General features: G+C 61.7%; 8 protein-coding genes. 4 read left to right on the top strand and 4 right to left on the bottom strand.

The window, feature by feature from the left end:
- Positions 1 to 9: 9 nt before the first annotated feature.
- Genes atuC through ABTV22_RS20670 form a run of 3 tightly spaced genes read right to left on the bottom strand, consistent with a single transcriptional unit; the run spans position 10 to position 4,329 of the window.
- Entirely contained in the window at positions 10 to 1,626 is a 1,617-nt protein-coding gene (atuC, locus tag ABTV22_RS20680) for a geranyl-CoA carboxylase subunit beta (protein ID WP_433736342.1), read from the bottom strand.
- Positions 1,627 to 1,629: 3 nt separating this feature from the next.
- Positions 1,630 to 2,514: an SDR family oxidoreductase gene (locus tag ABTV22_RS20675; RefSeq protein WP_433736341.1), complete on the bottom strand. Its 885-nt coding sequence runs from the start codon at positions 2,512 to 2,514 to the stop codon at positions 1,630 to 1,632.
- Positions 2,515 to 2,526: 12 nt separating this feature from the next.
- Complete coding sequence (locus tag ABTV22_RS20670) at positions 2,527 to 4,329, bottom strand: acyclic terpene utilization AtuA family protein (protein ID WP_433736340.1); 1,803 nt, start codon at positions 4,327 to 4,329, stop codon at positions 2,527 to 2,529.
- 177 nt (positions 4,330 to 4,506) lie between these two features.
- Here ABTV22_RS20670 and ABTV22_RS20665 point away from each other — a divergent pair, with 177 nt between their 5' ends.
- The 3 genes from ABTV22_RS20665 (at position 4,507) to ABTV22_RS20655 (ending at position 7,219) form a co-directional block, all read left to right on the top strand.
- Positions 4,507 to 5,133, top strand: a complete 627-nt coding sequence (locus ABTV22_RS20665; protein ID WP_433736339.1) for a TetR/AcrR family transcriptional regulator — start codon at positions 4,507 to 4,509, stop codon at positions 5,131 to 5,133.
- 92 nt (positions 5,134 to 5,225) lie between these two features.
- A complete protein-coding gene (locus ABTV22_RS20660; RefSeq protein WP_433736338.1) occupies positions 5,226 to 6,029 on the top strand; it encodes a substrate-binding periplasmic protein in 804 nt (267 codons plus the stop codon).
- Positions 6,030 to 6,214: 185 nt separating this feature from the next.
- The gene (locus tag ABTV22_RS20655; protein WP_433736337.1) at positions 6,215 to 7,219 is read left to right on the top strand and encodes a GNAT family N-acetyltransferase; all 1,005 of its coding nucleotides are present in this window, start codon (positions 6,215 to 6,217) and stop codon (positions 7,217 to 7,219) included.
- 113 nt (positions 7,220 to 7,332) lie between these two features.
- Here the strand turns inward: ABTV22_RS20655 and ABTV22_RS20650 are convergent, their stop codons facing one another.
- On the bottom strand, positions 7,333 to 7,881 hold the full coding sequence (locus tag ABTV22_RS20650; RefSeq protein ID WP_433736336.1) for an RNA polymerase factor sigma-70: 549 nt from the start codon (positions 7,879 to 7,881) through the stop codon (positions 7,333 to 7,335).
- A gap of 398 nt (positions 7,882 to 8,279) precedes the next feature.
- Between ABTV22_RS20650 and ABTV22_RS20645 the strand changes: the two genes are divergently transcribed.
- Entirely contained in the window at positions 8,280 to 21,275 is a 12,996-nt protein-coding gene (locus ABTV22_RS20645; protein WP_433736335.1) for a non-ribosomal peptide synthetase, read from the top strand.
- Positions 21,276 to 21,337 lie beyond the last annotated feature (62 nt).

Below are 21,337 nucleotides of genomic sequence, written 5' to 3'. Positions count from 1 at the left end.
ACGATCAAATTAAAAACGCGCTACGCCAAAACTATTGGCTTGCAGTGGCCGCACCTCGGCCTCATGACAGATATCCAGCAGATAACCGAGCAAGGTTCGGGTATCGCGTGGATCGATCAAACCGTCGTCCCACAGGCTGGCGCTGCCATAGAGCGCCGTGGACTGGGCGTCGAGTTTCTGCGCGGTGACCTGTTCCAGCATGTCGAGCATTTTCGGGTCGGGTACCAGGCCGTCCTTGGCCTGTTTGGCCTCTGTGACAATGCGCAGCACCTTGCCGGCCTGGGCGCCTCCCATCACCGCCGTGCGGCTGTTGGGCCAGGCGAAGATGAATCGCGGATCAAGGCCTCGGCCGCACATCGCGTAGTTGCCGGCGCCATAGGACCCGCCCACCACGATGGTGAGTTTCGGCACTCGGGCATTGGCCACCGCCTGGATCATCTTGGCGCCATGCTTGATCACGCCTTGCTGCTCCGACTCGGTGCCGACCATGAAACCGGTGGTGTTGTGGAAAAACAGCAACGGTGTCTGGCTCTGGTCGCACAGTTGAATGAACTGTGCGGCCTTGCTTGCCCCCTTGGGGGTGATCGGGCCGTTGTTGCCAATGAAGCCGCAGGTGCGACCCTGGATTTTCAGATGACCGCAAACGGTCTGCTGATCGAACTCGTTCTTGAAGTCGAGAAAGTTCGAGCCGTCGGCAATACGGGCAATGATTTCACGCACGTCGTAGGGCTTTTTCGGGTCATCCGGAATCAGCCCCAGCAGTTCATCGATAGGGTAGAGCGGTTCTTCCCATTGCGGTTCGGGGCGCCATGGCAACTGATCGTTCCATGACAACAGGTTGACGATCTCGCGCACCTGACGCACGCCGTCAGCATCGTTTTCAGCCAGGTATTCGGCGGTGCCGGCGGTTTGCGCGTGCATCTGGGCACCACCCAGTTCTTCGTCAGTGGCGACTTCGCCGGTGGCCGCTTTCAACAAGGGGGGGCCGGCGAGAAACAGCTTGGCCTTGCCACGCACCACCACTACGTAGTCCGACAAGCCCGGCTGATAAGCGCCGCCTGCCGTGGCCGAGCCGTGCACCACGGTGATCTGCGGCAGGCCCATGGCCGACATCCGCGCCTGATTGGCAAAGCTGCGCGCGCCTTCGACGAAAATCTCCGCCGCGTAGTTGAGGTTGGCACCGCCACTTTCGGCGAGGGTGATCACCGGCAGTTTGTTTTCCATGGCGATCTGTTGCAGGCGCAGGGACTTTTTCAAGCCGCTGGGGGAAATAGTCCCGCCCTTGATCGCACTGTTGTTGGCCACGATCAATGCCCGCACGCCGGACACATAACCGATCCCCGCGATCAATCCGCCACCGGCCGAACTGCCATCCTTGTCGTCGTGCAGTTTGTAGCCGGCCAGGCTCGCCAGTTCGAGGAACGGTGCGCCGGGGTCCAGTAGCAGGTTGAGGCGTTCGCGGGGCAGCAACTGCCCGCGTTTATCGAATTTGGCTTTGGCCTCGGCAGCCTTGTTCAACAGATTCTGTTCAAGTACCCGGACCTGTTCGATCGCGTCCAGCATCGCCTCGCGATTGCGAGTGAACTGTTCGCTGTGGGGATCGAGTTGCGACTGAATCACCGGCATGGGTTATTCCTTGTCCTTGAGCACGTCGGGCTGCAGTACGTCGGGTAAATAGGCGCGGTGGAAGCCGTTGTACGACTCACTGTTGGTCGCCTTGTGAATCGGCCAGGCCCGCCCGCCGAGACTGGCGGCGCCGTCGATGCGCAAGGTGCTGCCGCTGATAAACGCAGCGGCCGGGCTGAGCAGGAACACGATCGCCGCACTCACTTCAGACTCGGTACCGATGCGCTTGAGGGGCACGTGTTCACGCAGGGTCGGGATCACCGCCTTGAAGGCGCCTTCGTAGGTGTCCATGCCGCTGGACGCGATCCAACCCGGCGCCACGGCGTTGACCCGCACCCCGGCGTAACCCCATTCGAAGGCGGCGGTCTTGGTCAGGTTGTCCATGCCCGAACGCGCAGCGCCGGAGTGGCCCATGCCGGGCATGCCGCCCCACATGTCGGCGAGCATATTGACGATGGCCCCGCCGTGCTTGCTCATGGACTGGTTGAACACTTCCCGGGCCATCAGGAAACCGCCCACCAGATTGGTGCGCATCACGGTTTCGAAACCCTTCTGGTTGATCGAGGCCAATGGCGACGGGTACTGCCCACCAGCATTGTTGACCAGACCGTGAATCGGGCCGTGCTTTTTGATCAGCTCGCCGACGCGATCCTTGACCGCGTCTTCATCACGGATATCGCAGACGATCCAGTCGGCCTTGCCGCCGTCTTCGGCAATCTCGGCGGCGACGCTTTTTAGTTTGTCGGCCTTGCGCCCGACCAGCAGCACATGGGCACCGAGGGCCGCCAGTTCATGGGCGGTACAGCGGCCGATACCACTGCCGCCACCGGTGACGATGATGGTCTGGCCCGCAAACAAATCGGTTTTGAAAATCGAATCGTAAGCCATGACAACAATCCTCTAATTGACCTGGTCGGCGATGCGTTGCGGCACCGGAATCTGGATCTCCAACAACTGCTGGGCGAAGGCCTTGCCTTGCGGATCGATGCGCAGGCTGGCAACTCCACCGCCGCCGAGGGCGTTTTCCAGGAGGAAATTCAGGCTGTGGGTGGCGGGTAGATACCAGCGTTCGACACGCCCATGGAGCGGGTCGAGGACATGGCTCATCCAGTCGACGATCACGGCCGGGGTCAACGCCTCGGCGATCCATGGCAAGTACTCGGGCCGGCGAGCCATGACCCCAATGTTGCTGTGGTTGCCTTTATCACCGGAGCGGGCCACAGCGAGTTTGATCAACGCCACGCTGGCGTCGGCGGGGCCCTCGGGCTGGGGTGGTTCGAAGGGCGTGGGCAAATCGTCGGTATCGAGTGCATCCAGGGCGGGGAGGGCGCAAGGGTAGCGTTCGCCAGCCAGCTCGATTTCCAGGGGGCAGGCGCTTTTGTCGATGAGGAACGAATACAGCCGGATCAGCGGATACACCGTAGGTCGACCGCCGACAATGCCGGTCAACCCCGGTGCCATGCCAGTGGCGGCCTGGGCGATTTCCCGGGAGAACACAATCAAGGCTTGTTTGTCGGGATGGCGCACAGCGAGCTTGATCACCACTTCGCGGCTGTCCCGGCGCTGGCCGTGGGGGCCGTAAGTGGTTTCGCTGCCGAGCAGTTCGAGGCTTACTTCACTGTAGGGCGCCCAGCCGCGCCGCGCGAACATTTCCGAGGTCTTGTTGATGATCGCTTCGCCGACACGCCGGGCCTTGTCGACCGCATCGATACCGGCAATCAGGCAACTGGCGGTACAGCGGAAACCGTCCGGATAGGTGGCGCTGACCTTGTACTGATCGGTGGGTGGCAACCCTTTCGCACCGTGTACCTGAACGGCGTTTTTACCTTGCTGCACCAGTTTGACTTGAGTGAAATCACACACCACGTCCGGCAGTAGATAGGCCTGCGGATCGCCAATCTCATAGAGCATTTGCTCACCCACCGTCAGTGGCGTGACCAGGCCACCGGAACCTTCGGGCTTGCTGACTATGAACTGGCTGTCGGCGCTGACTTCGACGATGGGAAAACCAATGTGCTCGTAGTCGGGCACGTCGCGCCAATCGGTGAAATTGCCCCCGGTGCACTGCGCACCGCATTCGATGATGTGCCCGGCGAGTGCTGCCTGGGCGAGCTTGTCGTAATCGTTCCACGGCCAGTTGAACTCATGCACCAACGCGGCGCTGACCACGGCGCTGTCGACCACGCGCCCGGTGATCACGATGTCCGCGCCCAGGCGCAGGGCTTCAACGATGCCAGGCGCGCCGAGGTATGCATTGGTGGAGACGCACATGGGCGGCAGTGGGGCGCCGCTGAACATTTCATGAATGCCGCGAGTGGTGAGTGGCTTGAGTTGCGGTTGCAGGTCATCACCCAGCAGCACGGCGATCTTCAAGGCCACTCCGGCCTTGTTGCACGCCGCTTGCAAGGCGGCGGCGCAAGCCTGCGGATTGACCCCGCCGGCATTACTGATGACGCGAATTTTTTGTTCTTCGAGTTGCGTGAGCAAAGGGCTCAAGACTTCGACAAAGTCGTTGGCGTAGCCGGCCTGGGGATCTTTCATCCGTGCGCCGGCCATGATCGACATAGTGATTTCGGCCAAGTAATCGAAGACCAGGTAATCCAGGCGTCCGCCATCGACCAATTGTGCGGCGGCGGTCGAGGTGTCGCCCCAGAACGCGCTGGCGCAACCGATGCGAATCGTTTTGGGTGCAGTCAACTCCATAACCACCTCCGACAGATATGTATCGAGACTACCAAGCAAGCGCTTGGTTTGTAAACGGTTGAAATATCTTCGGCCCGAGCGCTTGCTTGGTTGCCAATGCCAGCTTAAATTGCCCGCGCAAGTCCGCCGTTTTGGTGGGATCGGCGTTGGTGATTGATCGACTGTAGGAGAGAACGGGTGGACGAGCAAAAAGCCCTGAGGGTCATGCGTGAATTGGTCGACAACGGCCAGTTGACCGATCCGGACAGCGCCCGTGGCAAGCTGCTGCAAGTGGCGGCCCACCTGTTTCGCAACAAAGGCTACGAGCGCACCACCGTGCGTGATCTGGCCGGTGCCGTGGGCATTCAGTCGGGCAGTATCTTCCATCACTTCAAAAGCAAGGACGAAATCCTGCGCGCCGTGATGGAGGAGACAATCCTCTACAACACGGCCTTGATGCGCGCGGCCATCGCCGAGGCCAGCAATGTGCGCGAACAGGTGCTGGCGCTGATCCGCTGTGAATTGCAGTCGATCATGGGCGGCAGTGGCGAGGCCATGGCGGTGCTGGTCTACGAGTGGCGCTCGCTGTCCGAGGAAGGCCAGGCAAAAGTCCTGGCGTTGCGCGATATCTATGAAGACATCTGGCTGCAGGTGCTGGGTGAGGCCAAGAGCGCCGGCTACATTCGTGGCGATGTGTTCATTACCCGGCGCTTCCTCACCGGGGCGCTGTCCTGGACCACCACCTGGTTTCGCGCCGATGGCAGCATGAGCCTCGATCAGTTGGCCGATGAGGCGCTGATTCTGGTGTTGGAGGAGAAACAGTAAGCGTGTGTTGGTCGGCAGGAAACTGGCTAACTGGGCGAAACCGCCTAGCTTGAATGCATTGATGCAGTATTTTCGGGGAGTGGGTAGTTTTGATGTTTTCGCCAAATCGGACGGTTTCACGGCTTGTGCTGGCAACGCTCACGGCGCTACCCATGTTGCCGTCCCAGGCCGCACAACTGGTGCGCATTGGTGCTGCACACTTTCCGCCCTACACCGTACGCCCGGAAAATGGTGCCGATACCGGTTTGCTGCCGCAACTGGTCGAGGCGCTCAACGTCCTGCAAAGCGACTATCAATTCGTGTTGGTTCCCACCTCCATTCCCCGGCGCTTCGGTGACTTCAAGCAAGGCCGGATCGACATGGCGATCTTCGAAAACCCGGCCTGGGGCTGGCAGGACATTCCTCGCACCGATGTCGACATGGGCCTGGAGGACGCCGAGATTTTCGTCGCGCAGCGCCAACCCGAAGGCCAACCGGTGCGCCAGCAAGACTATTTTGCCGATCTGGCGGGCAAGCGCCTGGCGCTGTTCAGCGGTTATCACTATGAGTTCGCCAACTTCAATGCCGAACCCAAATACCTCGCCCAAAACTACAACGCCACGTTGACCTACTCCCACGACAGCAACCTGTTGATGGTGCTGCGTGGCCGCGCGGACATTGCCCTGGTCACACGCTCATACCTGAGCGACTACTTTCTGCGCAATCTGCAAGTCGCCGATCAGTTGCTGATCTCCGATCGCATCGATCAGGTCTATCACCATTACGCCATCCTGCGTCCGGCCGCGCCGATCACAGGAGAGGCGTTCGGCAAGCTGCTGCAAGGGTTGCGGGACAATGGCCAGATGCTGAAGATTTTTGACCCGTACAAGATTGCGGTAGTGCCGATCCCGCACTGACCGATCCAGTTCATGTGGGAGCGGGCTTGCTCGCGAAGGCGCAGTGTCAGAAAAAGAGACATTGATTGACACACCGCTTTCGCGAGCAAGCCCGCTCCCACAAGGGGATCGAGGTTTCCCTTAAATTTCCTGCCCCGGCACACGTCCCATCGTTGAACTGTCGACGATTATCGTGAGCCCCTTCCATGCCCAATCCGAATGACCTGACGACGTTGGCTCTGCCCACAGGCCGCCGTCTTGTAGCCGATGAAACCGAAAACCGACTGAGCCTCAGCCTCGACGGTCAACCGCTGATCCAGCTGCGGCTGAGCCGCGAAGCCGAACTGCTGGTGCAGCCTTTGGGGCACTCGGACAACCTCGCGCTTTGGGCGGCCAGTTACTGGCTGTTCGCCCGTGACCCGGCCTGTCAGCAACTGAACTGGCAACTCGATAAAGTCCCAACGGAGGCACTGCTCAGCGGTCTGCTGACTCTTACGGAAAAGGCTGGCCTGTATCGCTGCGAGCGCACCCTGTTCTGGCAACAGCCCCAGCCTTGGCTGGGACAGGCGCTGACCGGCAGTTATCCACAGCAAATGGTCATCAGTGGCGGCAAGCGTCATCCGCTGCGGCCGTTGAAGCCAAAAGGCGAGGTCTACCGGCGTTTCGATGCGCGTCTGGGGATGTGGATTTCCCTGCGTACCCTGGACATCGACCTGGATCTGGCCCGTTTCAACCGTTGGCAGAACAGCCCGCGGGTCGCCAGTTTCTGGCAGGAGGAGGGCAGCCTCGAGCAGCATCGCCAGTACCTGAGCAAACTTGACGCCGACCCCCACACAGTGACGTTGATCGGCTGCTTCGACGACCAGCCATTTGCCTACTTCGAAGCCTACTGGGCCAAGGAAGATCGCATCGCGCCGTTCTACGAGGCCGGTGATTACGACCGTGGCATTCACATGTTGGTGGGTGAGGAAAACCACCGAGGCCCGCACAAGGTGGCGAGCTGGTTATCGGCGTTGACGCATTTCCTGTTTCTGGATAATCCGCGTACCCAGCGAGTGGTCGCCGAGCCTCGGGCCGACAACGCGAAGATGATCGGGTACATGCAGGATCAGCGTTTTCATTGCGAGAAAGAGTTCGACTTTCCCCACAAGCGCGCGGCATTGATGGTGCTGGGGCGTGAGCGGTTTTTTGAGCGGTGTGAGTTGGCCTGATGCGGTCTTGAGTCAGTCATCGCGGGCAAGCCTCGCTCCTACGGGATTCGAGTTAAATCACAAAAATGTGACCGAAACTGGACCCGTAGGAGCGAGGCTTGCCCGCGAAGCTTTTAACGTCGGACACCGGTATCGGCCCGGCTGCCCGACACCTTGCGGCAGTGCACCAGCGCATCGCGAATCATGAAGTTGACCAGGGTCGGCGAGACGCCGAGTTCCTTGGCGATGTCCTTTTGCGGCACGCCGTGCAAGCGGTACATCTCGAAGGCGTAGCGGGTGCGGCTCGGCAGTTCGGTGAGCGCATCGGCGATGTTTTCCAGGGTGGAAAAATTGATGTGCGAGGTTTCCGGTGACGCCCCCTGAATCACCACGTTCAGGCCTTCCTCTTCGGGACCTGCATATTTCTGTTCCAGGGCCTGCTTGCGGTAGTGATCGATCGCCAGGTTACGCACGATCTGGAACAGGTAGCTGAGCTGGGCCTTGAACGAAGAGGTGATCTGCGGTGCCGATTGCAACCGGAAAAACGCATCCTGCACCACATCCTCGGCACGGGAGCGGCAGCCGGTGATGCGGGCTGCGATCTTGACCAGGATCAGCCGATTGTCGACGAAGGCCTGAAGTAGCGGTGAATCGCACCTGCTTGTGGACACTTGTTCCGTCATGGAAATCACCTTGCTGCCAAAAGGTTAGTGGGACGCCAGGAAGAGGGGGCGTCCGACATATCGAGCGACAAATTATGCTTAATGATAATTATTGTCAAATGAGAAGGAGAAGTAATGCGCCTTGTCGGTGCGGACTGAGAACGGCGACACGTTGACTCACTTCAATCCGGTTGGCGTTCGATCCAGCTGACTAATTAATTCAAGACTTCATCCGTTCTCATTGGTGAATGGCACAGCCCAACCCGCATACCCCCTGTAGGAGCGAGCCCGCTCACGATGGTCGTCAACGATCACGATGGGCGCCTGACTCCCCGTGGCGTTCTCCGGTTTTTCGCGAGCAGGCTCGCTCCTACAGGGATCTCGTGACATCCGAAAACCGAATTCAGGCAGGAAACCTCATGACCGACGCGTTCGAACTCCCCAGCACACTGGTCCAAGCCCTTCAGCGCCGCGCAGCCCTGACGCCGGATCGGGTGGCCCTGCGTTTTCTCGCCGAAACCCCGGATCAGGCTGTGGTGCTCAGTTATCGCGAACTGGATCAGCGTGCACGAACGATTGCCGCTGCGCTGCAAGCCGAAGCCGAATTGGGCGATCGCGCGGTGTTGTTGTTTCCCAGTGGTTCGGATTACGTCGCGGCCTTCTTCGGTTGCCTGTATGCCGGCGTGATCGCCGTGCCGGCTTATCCACCGGAGTCGACCAAGCGTCATCATCAAGAGCGCCTGCTGTCGATCATCGGCGATGCCGAACCGCGCCTGCTGCTGACCAGCGCGGGCCTGCGCGATGCGTTGCAGCAAATAGAAGGGGCGCCGCCGCTGCTGTGCGTCGACACCCTCGACAACGCGCTGGCCGAACGCTGGGTCGCGCCGGAGCTTGCCGGCGAGCACATTGCCTTTCTGCAATACACCTCCGGTTCCACCGCGTTGCCCAAAGGCGTGCAAGTCAGCCACGGCAATCTGGTGGCCAACGAGTTGCTGATTCGTCACGGGTTCGGCATTGATCTGAACCCTGACGATGTGATCGTCAGCTGGCTGCCGCTGTACCACGACATGGGCCTGATCGGCGGCCTGTTGCAGCCGATTTTCAGCGGTGTGCCTTGCGTGTTGATGTCGCCGGCGTATTTCCTGGGCCGGCCGTTGCGCTGGCTGGAAGCGATCAGCGAGTACGGCGGCACCATCAGCGGCGGACCGGACTTCGCCTATCGGTTATGCAGCGAGCGAGTCAGCGAATCGGCGCTGGAGCGGCTCGACCTGAGCGGCTGGCGTGTGGCGTATTCCGGCTCCGAACCGATCCGTCTCGACACCCTGGAGCGCTTCGCCGAGAAGTTCGCCCCCTGCGGTTTCACCCAGGACAGTTTCATGGCCTCCTATGGCCTGGCCGAAGCCACGCTGTTCGTCGCGGGTACTCCGCGAGGCCAGGGCATCGGCCACCTGCGTGTCGACGATCAGGCGCTGACGCACAACCGTGCCGAAGCGGGCAAGGGCAGCGCCATCATGAGTTGCGGCATCAGCCAGCCCGATCATGAGGTACTGATCGTCGACCCGGTGTCGCTCGATGAACGGGCGGACAACGCCGTCGGCGAGGTCTGGGCCAGCGGTCCGAGCATCGCCCATGGCTACTGGCGCAACCCCGAAGCCACCGCCAAGACCTTCGTCCAGCACGCTGGCCAGACCTGGCTGCGCACCGGTGACCTGGGCTTTATGCGCGGCGCAGAACTGTTCATCACCGGTCGCCTGAAAGACATGCTGATCGTGCGCGGGCACAACCTTTATCCACAGGACATCGAGCAGACCATCGAGCGTGAAGTGGAGGTGGTGCGCAAAGGTCGCGTGGCGGCTTTCGCGGTAAACATCGACGGTCAGGAAGGCATTGGCATCGCTGCGGAAATCAGTCGCAGCGTGCAAAAAATCCTCGCGCCTGAAGCGTTGATCAAAGCGATTCGACAAGCCGTGGCCGAAGCGTATCAAGAGGCGCCGGGCGTGGTGGTGTTGCTCAACCCCGGCGCGTTACCCAAGACCTCCAGCGGCAAGTTGCAACGCTCGGCGTGCCGTAATCGCCTGGCCGATGGCAGCCTCGACAGCTATGCGGTATTCCCGACGACCACTGTTGAAGACCACGACTCGACTGCGACGGCCTCTGAGTTGCAAGCGCTGATCGGTCAGATCTGGGCCGAACACCTGAACGTCAAACAGGTCGCTGGCGACGATCATTTCTTCCTGCTCGGCGGCAACTCCATCGCCGCCACGCAAGTGATTGCCCGAGTGCGTGAAAAACTGGGGCTGGAACTGAACCTGCGCCTGCTGTTCGAAGCGCCGACCCTGGCCGCCTTCACCGCCGCCGTGGCGCAGCAGCAACAGGACGGTGGCAGCGCCCAGGGCGACATCACGGTGTTGTCGCGCACCGAGGCGATGCCGCAATCCCTGGCGCAAAACCGCCTGTGGATAACCTGGCAACTCGATCCACAGAGCAGTGCCTATAACATTCCCGGGGCCTTGCGCCTGCGTGGCGAACTGGACGAAGACGCCTTGCGTGCCAGTTTCCAGCAGTTGATCGAACGTCACGAATCCCTGCGCACCCGTTTCTTCGAACGCGATGGTGTGGCGTTACAACAGGTCGAAGCAGCGGGTGAGTTCAACCTGCAAATGATCGACATCAGCGATTTGTCGCCTGCCGAGCGCGAAGAGCGCGCCCGGCAAATCCGCGAGGACGAAGCCCGCACCCAGTTCGATCTGGAAAAAGGCCCGCTGCTGTGGGTCACGTTGGTGCGTCTGGACGACGAAGACCATCAGCTACTGGTGACGATGCACCACATCATTGCTGACGGCTGGTCGATGAATGTATTGATCGACGAATTCTCGCGCCTGTACGCCGCGGCTGCCCAGGGCCAGTGTGCCGAACTCGCGCCGTTGCCGACTCAATATGCCGATTACGGCAGTTGGCAGCGTCAATGGCTGGCCCAAGGTGAGGGCGAGCGGCAACTGGCTTACTGGAAAGCGCAATTGGGGGGCGAACACCCGACGCTTGAGCTGGCAACCGATCATCCGCGTTCTGTCAAACAAACCCACAGCGCCACCCGCCACACCGTGCGCTTGGGCGCGCCCCTGAGCGAGGCGATTCGCAAGACTGCCCAGGCTCACGAATCGACATCCTTCATGCTGTTGCTCGCGACCTTCCAGACCCTGTTGCATCGCTACAGCGGTCAGCGCGACATCCGTATCGGTGTGCCGAACGCCAACCGTCCACGTCTGGAAACCCAAGGGTTGATCGGCTTCTTCATCAACACGCAAGTGTTGCGCGCCGAACTGGATTCGCGCACGCCATTCATTGAGTTGCTGGGGCAAACACGCGAGGCGACGCTGGGCGCGCAGGCGCATCAGGACCTGCCGTTCGAGCAACTGCTCGAAGCCTTCCCGCAGGCCCGTGAACAGGGTCTGTTTCAGGTCATGTTCAACCATCAACAGCGCGACCTCAATGCCCTGAAACGCCTGCCGGGATTGCTCGCCGAAGAGCTGCCGTGGCACAGCCGCGAAGCCAAGTTCGACCTGCAATTGCACAGCGAAGAAGATCGCAACGGTCGCCTGACGTTGTCTTTCGACTACGCCGATGAACTGTTCGAGGCCGTGACCATCGAGCGTCTGGCCGAACATTTCAGCCAACTGCTGCAAGCGGTTTGCGAGCAGCCGGGCACCGCCCTCGGCGACCTGCCGTTATTGACGTCATGCGAGCACGATCAACAACACGTCTGGAGTGTCGCACCCTGCGATCCGGCCCGACAGTGGCTGCCCGAGCTGCTTAACGAACAGGCGCGCCAGACGCCGGAACGCACCGCGTTGCAGTGGGAGGTGGGACGCCTGAGCTTTGCCCAATTGCACACCCAGGCCAATCGCCTGGCCCATTACCTGCGCGACAAAGGCGTCGGCCCTGATGTGTGCGTGGCCATCGCCGCCGAGCGTTCGCCGCAATTGCTGATCGGCCTGCTGGCGATCATCAAGGCCGGTGGCGCCTATGTGCCGCTGGACCCGGATTACCCTGCCGAACGCCTGGCTTACATGCTCGGCGACAGCGGCGTCGATTTGCTGCTGACCCAGACTGCATTGCTCGACCGCTTGCCGACCACTGAAGGCGTCAGCGTGATCGCCATGGATGCCCTGCATCTGGAGAGCTGGCCCAGCCATGCGCCGGGCCTGCATTTGCATGGCGATAACCTGGCGTATGTGATCTACACCTCCGGCTCCACCGGCCAACCCAAGGGCGTCGGCAACACCCACGCCGCGTTGGCCGAGCGCCTGCAATGGATGCAGGCCACCTATCGCCTGGACGACAGCGATGTGCTGATGCAAAAGGCGCCGATCAGTTTCGACGTGTCGGTGTGGGAATGCTTCTGGCCGCTGATCACCGGGGCACGATTGCTGATTGCCGGCCCCGGCGAGCACCGTGATCCGCACCGTATCGCGCAGCTTGTTCGCGAGCATGGCGTGACCACGCTGCACTTCGTGCCGCCGCTGCTTGCACTGTTCATCGACGAACCGCTAAGCGCCGAATGCACCAGCCTGCGCCGTGTGTTTTCCGGTGGCGAAGCCTTGCCGGCCGAACTGCGCAACCGCGTTTTGGCGCAATTGCCAGCGGTGCAATTGCACAACCGCTATGGCCCGACCGAAACCGTGATCAACGTCACCCATTGGCAGTGCAGCGTAGCCGATGGTGAACGCTCGCCGATTGGTCGTCCGCTGGGCAACGTGATTTGCCGTGTACTCGACAGTGATCTCAACCCCGTCCCGGCCGGCGTGCCCGGCGAACTCTGCATCAGCGGCATTGGCCTGGCCCGCGGCTACCTCGGCCGCCCGGCGTTGACCGCCGAACGCTTCGTGGTCGATCCATTGAGCGAGCAGGGCGCGCGCCTGTATCGCACCGGCGACCGTGCGCGCTGGACCGCCGATGGCGTGATCGAATACCTCGGTCGTCTCGACCAGCAGGTCAAGCTGCGCGGTTTTCGCGTCGAGCCGCAAGAAATCGAAGCGCGCCTGCTGGCCCAGGGCGGCGTGGCCCAGGCCGTGGTCGTGGTGCGCGAAACCGCCGCCGGTGGACAACTGATCGGCTACTACACCGCCACCGATGCCACTGAAACCGAGGACGCTCAAACCACGCGCCTGAAAACCGGGTTGGTCGCCGAGCTGCCGGAATACATGGTGCCGGCACACCTGATGCGCCTGGACGCCATGCCCCTGAATCCCAGCGGTAAGCTCGATCGCCGCGCTTTGCCCGAGCCGCAGTGGCAAGTGCGCGAACACGTCGAGCCGGTTACTGAACTGGAACAGCGGATTGCTTCGATCTGGCGCGAAGTGCTGGGCCTGGAACAAGTCGGCCTGCGCGACGATTTCTTCGCCCTTGGCGGCCATTCATTGCTGGCCACGCAAATCATCTCCCGCACCCGTCAGGCCTGTGACGTCGAGTTGCCGCTGCGTGCGTTGTTCGAGAACAGCGAACTGTGCGAGTTTGCCGAACAGATCCGCCTGATTCAGGCCAGCGGTCACACCAACAAACAGCCGCCCATCGAACCCGTTGACCGCAGCTTGTCGGTGCCGCTGTCCTATTCCCAGCAACGCATGTGGTTCCTCTGGCAGATGGAGCCGGACAGCCCGGCGTACAACGTCGGCGGCATGGCGCGCCTGCGCGGGGGGCTGGATGTCGGGCGTTTCGAGGCGGCGCTGCAAGCGCTGATCCTGCGACATGAAACCCTGCGCACCACCTTCCCGAGCATCGACGGCGTGGCCCGTCAGCAGGTGCATGCCGAAACCGGTGTGCGCATGAATTGGAAGGATTTCTCGACACTGGCCCCCGATGTACGTGAGCAACACGTGCAACAACTGGCCGACGAGCAAGCGCACCTGCCATTCGATCTGGAAACCGGCCCGCTGCTGCGCGCCTGCCTGGTCAAGACCGCCGAGCAAGAACATTACTTCGTGTTGACCCTGCACCACATCGTCACCGAAGGCTGGGCGATGGACATCTTTGCCCGGGAACTCAGCGCAATGTATGAGGCCTTCGTCGACGACCGCGAGTCGCCGCTGGCACCGTTGCCAGTGCAGTACCTGGACTACAGCGTCTGGCAGCGCCAGTGGCTGGAGTCCGGTGAACGTCAGCGTCAGCTCGACTATTGGACGACGCAATTGGGCCGTGAACATCCGCTGCTGGAACTGCCGTCGGACCGTCCTCGCCCTCCGGTGCAAAGTCATCAGGGCGAACTGTACCGCTTTGACCTGAGTGATGATCTGGCTGCACGGGTCCGCGCCTTCAATGCGCAAAACGGTCTGACTCTGTTCATGACCATGACCGCCGCGCTCGCCACCTTGCTATACCGCTACAGCGGCCAGTCCGACCTGCGCATCGGTGCGCCAGTAGCCAACCGCATCCGCCCGGAAAGCGAAGGGCTGATCGGTGCGTTCCTCAATACGCAGGTGCTGCGCTGCCAGCTCGACGGCCAGATGTCGGTGGAGGAGCTGTTCGAGCAAGTGCGTCACACGGTGATCGAAGGCCAGTCCCATCAAGACCTGCCGTTCGATCATCTGGTGGAGGTTTTGCAGCCACCGCGCAGTGCAGCCTACAACCCGCTGTTCCAGGTGATGTGCAACGTTCAGCGTTGGGAATTCCAGCAGAGCCGTACCCTGGCCGGCATGACGGTCGAGTACCTGGCCAACGATGCCCGCGCGACCAAGTTCGACCTCAATCTGGAAGTCACCGACCTCGACCATCGCCTGGGTTGCTGCCTGACCTACAGCACCGACCTGTTCGACGAGCCGCGCATCGCGCGCATGGCCAAACATTGGCGCAATCTGCTGGAGGCGTTGATTACCGATCCGCAACAGCGTCTGAGCGAGTTGCCATTGCTCGATGGATCGGAACAGCAACAACTGCTCGACAGCCTGGGCGTCGAGCTGGGCGAGCATCGCCTCGACCAATGCATCCATCACCTGTTCGCCGAGCAGGCGCTGGTGCGCCAGGACGCGCCGGCCCTGACCTTCGCCGGGCAGACCTTGAGTTATACGGAGCTCGACAGCCGTGCCAATCGCCTGGCCTGGGCGTTGCGCGAACGGGGTGTTGGCCCGCAGGTGCGCGTGGGCCTGGCGCTAGAGCGTTCGCTGGAGATGGTCGTCGGTCTGTTGGCGATCCTCAAGGCCGGTGGCGCCTACGTACCACTGGACCCGGAATACCCGCTCGACCGCCTGCATTACATGATCGAAGACAGCGGCATCGGCCTGCTGTTGAGTAATGCGGCGATGTTCAAGGCATTGGGTGAGTTGCCGTCCACCGTGGCGCTTTGGTGCCTGGAAGAAGACGCCGTCACATTGGCCAACTACCCGGGCACCGAGCTGCCCTTCATCCGCCTGCCGCAGCATCAGGCATACCTGATCTACACCTCGGGCTCCACCGGCAAGCCCAAAGGCGTGGTGGTGTCCCACGGTGAAATCGCCATGCATTGTCGCGCGGTGATCGAGCGCTTCGGCATGCGCGCGGACGATTGCGAACTGCACTTCTATTCGATCAACTTCGACGCCGCCACCGAGCGTTTGCTGGTGCCGCTGCTCAGCGGTGCGCAGGTTGTGTTGCGTGCGCAAGGTCAGTGGGATGCCGAAGAAATCTGCGGCCTGATCCGCCGTCACAACATCAACATCCTCGGCTTCACGCCGAGCTACGGCAGCCAGTTGGCGCAATGGCTGGCCACACAAAATGAAGTCCTGCCGGTGCGCATGATCATCACCGGCGGTGAAGTGTTGACCGGCGAGCATTTGCAGCGAATTCGCGCGGCGTTCAAACCGAGCCTGTTCTTCAACGCCTATGGTCCGACCGAAACCGTGGTCATGCCCTTGGCCAGTCTCGCACCCGAGGTCCTGGAAGAGGGCGCCGGCAGCGTGCCGATCGGCAGCGTGATCGGCGACCGTGTGGCCTACATCCTCGATGCCGATCTGGCCCTGGTGCCGCAAGGGGCGACCGGCGAGTTGTATGTCGGTGGCGCCGGTCTGGCCCAGGCCTATCACGACCGCGCAGCGATCACGTCCGAACGCTTTGTCGCCGACCCGTTCACGACCGGGGGCGGGCGCATGTACCGCACCGGCGACCTGGTGCGCCAGCGCGCCGATGGGCTGGTGGAATACTTGGGGCGGATTGACCATCAGGTGAAGATTCGTGGTTTCCGCATCGAGCTGGGCGAGATTGAAACCCGTTTGCTGGATCATGAATCGGTGCGTGAAGCGGTTGTGCTGGCGCTCGATGTGCCGAGCGGCAAGCAACTGGTTGGCTATCTGGTTACCAAAATCGCCGAGCAGGACGAAGCGCAGCAAAGTGCATTGCGCGAAGACCTCAAAGCCCACCTCAAGGCACAGTTGCCGGACTACATGGTGCCTGCCCACCTGATCCTGCTGGCCAGCTTGCCGCTGACCGCCAACGGCAAGCTCGACCGCCGCGCACTGCCGGCGCCGGACCCGGAGCTGAACCGTCAAGCGTACGTGGCGCCGAGCAATGAACTTGAGCAGACGCTGGCGCAGATCTGGTGCGACGTGCTCAACGTCGAACAGGTCGGCCTCAACGACAATTTCTTTGAACTGGGTGGCGACTCGATTCTGTCGATTCAGGTGGTCAGCCGAGCGCGGCAGCAGGGGATTCACTTCAGCCCTCGCGACCTGTTCCAGCACCAGACCGTGCAGACCCTCGCCACCGTGGCAACCCGCACCGAGCAGGTCACCGCCGAACAGGGTTTGGTCTCGGGTGAGTCGCGCCTGACCCCGATCCAGCACTGGTTCTTCGACACCGACATCCCGCAGCGTCAGCATTGGAACCAGGCATTGCTGCTGCAACCGACCCTGGCACTGGAGCCCCATCGCCTGGAGCAAGCGCTGCTGGCGGTGATCGAGCATCACGACGCCCTGCGTTTGCGTTTCAGCCAAGCTGCCAACCAATGGCAAGCCGAACATCAGGCGATCTCCGAACCGCCGGTGTTGTGGCAGGTGCGCGTGTCTTCCATGGACAAATGCGCCGCCCTGTTCGACGACGCCCAGTGCAGCCTCGACCTCGAAGAAGGTCCACTGATGCGGGTATTGCTGGTCGATGGTCCCGAGGGGCAGCAACGGCTGTTCATCGCCATTCACCACTTGGTGGTGGACGGGGTTTCGTGGCGCGTGCTGCTAGACGATCTGCAAACGGTCTATCGCCAACTCGACACGCAGCAGTCGGTGAAGCTGCCGGCGAAGACCAGCGCATTCAAGGACTGGGCCGCACGCTTGCAGGCGTATGCCGGCAGCGACTCCCTGCGTGAAGAACTAGGCTGGTGGCAGACGCAGTTGGCCGGGCCGAGCGGCGAACTGCGCTGTGATCGACCTGAGGGCGGTCGGCAGAATCGGCATGCGCAAAGCGTCAGTGTGCGCCTCGACAGTGAACGCACCCGGCAACTGTTGCAGCAAGCGCCAAGCGCCTACCGTACCCAGGTCAACGACCTGCTGCTGACCGCGCTGGCCCGTGTGCTGTGTCGTTGGAGTGGTCACGGGTCAGCATTGATTCAACTGGAAGGCCATGGCCGCGAAACGCTGTTCGACGAGATCGACCTGACCCGCACCGTCGGCTGGTTCACCAGCGCCTATCCATTGCGCCTGACGCCCGCGCAAGAGCAGGGCGCTTCGATCAAGGCCATCAAGGAACAACTGCGCGCCGTGCCGCACAAGGGGCTCGGTTACGGCGTGCTGCGCTATCTTGCCGACGAGTCGTGCCGCCAGGGCATGGCGGTGTTGCCGCAGGCGCCGGTCACCTTCAACTACCTCGGTCAGTTCGACCAGAGCTTCGGTGCCGATGCGTTGTTCCGTCCGCTGGATGAAGCCATCGGCGCCGCCCATGATCCACGGGCATCGCTGCCCAATGAGTTGAGCGTCGACGGTCAGGTCTACGGCGGTGAACTGGTGCTGCGCTGGACGTTCAGTGCCGAGCGCTTTGATCCGTCCACCATCAGTGAGCTGGCTGACGCTTACGTCTGTGAGTTGCAGAGCCTGATCGAACACTGCTTGCGCGACGACGCGGGCGGCCTGACGCCGTCGGATTTTCCGTTGGCAAAACTCAATCAGGCGCAACTCGATGCACTGCCGGTTTCGGCCGCAGTCATCGAGGACGTCTACCCGTTGACCCCGATGCAAGAAGGCATGTTGCTGCACACCTTGTTGGAACCGGGCACCGGCCTGTACTACATGCAGGATCGCTACCGCATCAACAGTGAACTCGACCCGCAGCGTTTCGCCCAGGCCTGGCAAGCGGTGATCGCCCGTCACGAAGCCTTGCGCGCCTCGTTCTGCTGGAACGTCGGCGAAGACATGTTGCAGGTTATCCACAAGCCGGGCAGCACACCGATCGAGTATCTGGACTGGAGCGAGATCGCCGAAACCGAACAAGAGGCTAAGCAGGAAGCCAGGTTGCAAACCTTGCTCAAGACCGAGCGCGAGGCCGGGTTCGATCTGCTCAACGAGGCACCGTTTCACCTGCGCTTGATCAAGGTCGGCGCTGCACGTTACTGGTTCATGATGAGCAACCACCACATCCTCATCGATGCCTGGTGCCGTTCGCTGCTGATGAATGACTTCTTCGACATCTACAGCGCCCTGGGCGAAGGTCGGGACGCGCAGTTGGCGGTGCCGCCGCGTTATCGCGATTACATCGGCTGGCTGCAACGCCAGAGCCTGGCCGAAGCGCGGCAATGGTGGAAAACCAACCTGCAAGGTTTCGAGCGGACCACACCGATCCCGAGCGATCGGCCGTTCCTGCGCGAACACGCAGGCGACAGTGGCGGCATGATCGTTGGCGACCGCTACACAAAACTTGATGTTCGCGACGGCGCGCAACTGCGTGAGCTGGCCCAGGCCCATCAACTGACCATCAACACCTTTGCCCAGGCGGCGTGGGCGTTGGTGCTGCGCCGCCTGAGCGGTGATCGCGACGTGCTGTTCGGTGTCACGGTGGCCGGGCGTCCGGTGGACATGCCGCAAATGCAACGCACTGTTGGCCTGTTCATCAACAGCATCGCGCTGCGGGTGAAGATGCCGCAGGACGGCCAGCGTTGCAGCGTTCGGCAATGGCTGACGGGTTTGCTCGACAGCAATATGCAGCTGCGTGAGTACGAGTACCTGCCGCTGGTGAACATCCAGGAGCAGAGCGAATTGCCTAAAGGCCAGCCACTGTTCGACAGCCTGTTTGTGTTCGAAAACGCCCCGGTGGAAGTCTCGGTGCTGGACCGCGCGCAAAGCCTCAACGCGACTTCGGACTCGGGCCGTACCCACACCAACTTCCCGCTGACGGCTGTCTGCTATCCGGGGGATGACCTGGGCCTGCACCTGTCGTACGACCAGCGTTATTTCGATGAGGCTACGGTCGAGCGCTTGCTCGGCGAATTCAAGCGTCTGCTGCTGGCGCTGGTCGAAGGTTTCCACGGTGACATGGCTGATCTGCCGTTGCTGGGGGCCGAGGAACAGGATTTCCTGATCCATGGCTGCAACCAGAGCCAGCACGACTACCCGCTGGATGAGAGCTACGTGGCACTGTTCGAAGCGCAGGTGGCCGCGCATCCACAGCGCGTTGCCGCCAGTTGCCTCGATCAACAACACAGCTATGACGCGTTGAACCGGTGCAGTAACCGCCTCGGGCATGCCTTGATCGCTGCCGGTGTCGGGTTCGATCAACCGGTGGCGTTGCTGGCTGAACGCAGCCTGGATCTGCTGGGCATGATTATCGGCAGCTTCAAGGCGGGGGCGGGTTATCTGCCGTTGGACCCGGGGCTGCCGAGTCAGCGCCTGAGCCGCATCATTGACCTTAGCCGCACGCCATTGCTGGTCTGCACTGAAGCCTGTCGCGAGCAAGCGCTGGCGTTGCTGGATGAGATCGGTTGCGCTAATCGGCCGAAGTTGCTGGTGTGGGAAGAGGTGCAGGCCAGCGATGCGTCGGTGGTGAACCTGGGTATCTACAGCGGGCCGGACAACCTGGCCTATGTGATTTACACCTCGGGCTCCACCGGTTTACCGAAAGGCGTGATGGTCGAACAGCGCGGCATGCTCAACAACCAGTTGAGCAAGGTGCCTTACCTGGACCTTAGCGAAACCGACGTGATCGCCCAGACCGCGTCGCAGAGCTTCGACATTTCCGTGTGGCAGTTCCTCGCCGCGCCGCTGTTCGGTGCGCGGGTGGATATCGTGCCGAACAGCATCGCCCATGATCCGCAGGGCTTGTTGGCTCACGTTTCGGCTCAAGGCATCACGGTGCTGGAAAGCGTGCCGTCGCTGATCCAAGGCATGCTCGGCCAGGAGCGCATGAGCCTCGACGGCTTGCGCTGGATGCTGCCGACCGGCGAGGCGATGCCGCCGGAACTGGCGCATCAGTGGCTGCTGCGCTACCCGCAGATCGGGCTGGTGAATGCCTACGGACCGGCGGAATGCTCCGATGATGTGGCGTTCTTCCGGGTCGACATGGCTTCGACCCGTGGTAGTTATTTGCCGATTGGTACGCCGACCGACAACAACCAGCTGTACCTGCTCGATGGCGCGCTGGAGTTGGTCCCGCTGGGGGCGGTGGGCGAGTTGTGCGTTGCGGGCACAGGAGTTGGGCGCGGTTACGTCAGCGATCCGCTGCGCACCGCGCCGGTGTTCGTGCCCAATCCGTTCGGTGCACCGGGCGAGCGTCTGTATCGCACCGGTGACCTGGCGCGCCGTCGCGGTGACGGTGTGTTGGAGTACGTCGGCCGGATCGATCATCAGGTGAAGATTCGCGGCTACCGTATCGAGTTGGGTGAAATCGAAGCGCGCCTGCATGAACAGCCACAAGTGCGCGATGCAGCGGTCGGCGTGCAGGATGGTGTGAACGGCAAACATCTGGTCGGCTATCTGGTCGCTGCAGATTCAGCGCTCAACCCTGCCGAACGCTTGGAGCGCATCAAGCAACGCCTGCGCACCGAGCTGCCGGAGTACATGGTGCCGCTGCACTGGCTGTGGCTCGACAAGATGCCGCTCAACGCCAACGGCAAACTGGACCGCAAGGCATTACCAGCGCTGGAAATCGGCCAGTTGCAGAGCCAGGATTATCAGGCACCACGCAATGATCTGGAGCAGACCCTGGCGTCGATCTGGACCGAAGTGCTCAAGGTGCAGAGGGTCGGCGTACGGGACAACTTCTTCGAACTGGGCGGGCATTCACTGCTGGCCACCCAGATCGCCTCGCGGGTGCAGAAAACCCTGCAAAGGGATGTGCCGCTGCGGGCGATGTTCGAATGCAGCACGGTGGAGGAGCTGGCCGGGTATATCGACGGGTTGGCGGCCAGTGACATCACTGAAGAGAAGGCGGATCGGTTGAATGACCTGATGGCGGAGCTGGAGGGGCTTTGATTCTTTAGCGTCTGTACTGGCCCCATCGCGGGCAAGCCTCGTTCCTACAGGTTGGTGTTGAG

Origin of the sequence: Pseudomonas putida (assembly GCF_050990305.1) — a bacterium.
Lineage (GTDB): Bacteria > Pseudomonadota > Gammaproteobacteria > Pseudomonadales > Pseudomonadaceae > Aquipseudomonas > Aquipseudomonas putida_AH.
Note: the sequence above shows the minus strand (reverse complement) of the source record. Positions and strands in the feature narration are given on the sequence as shown.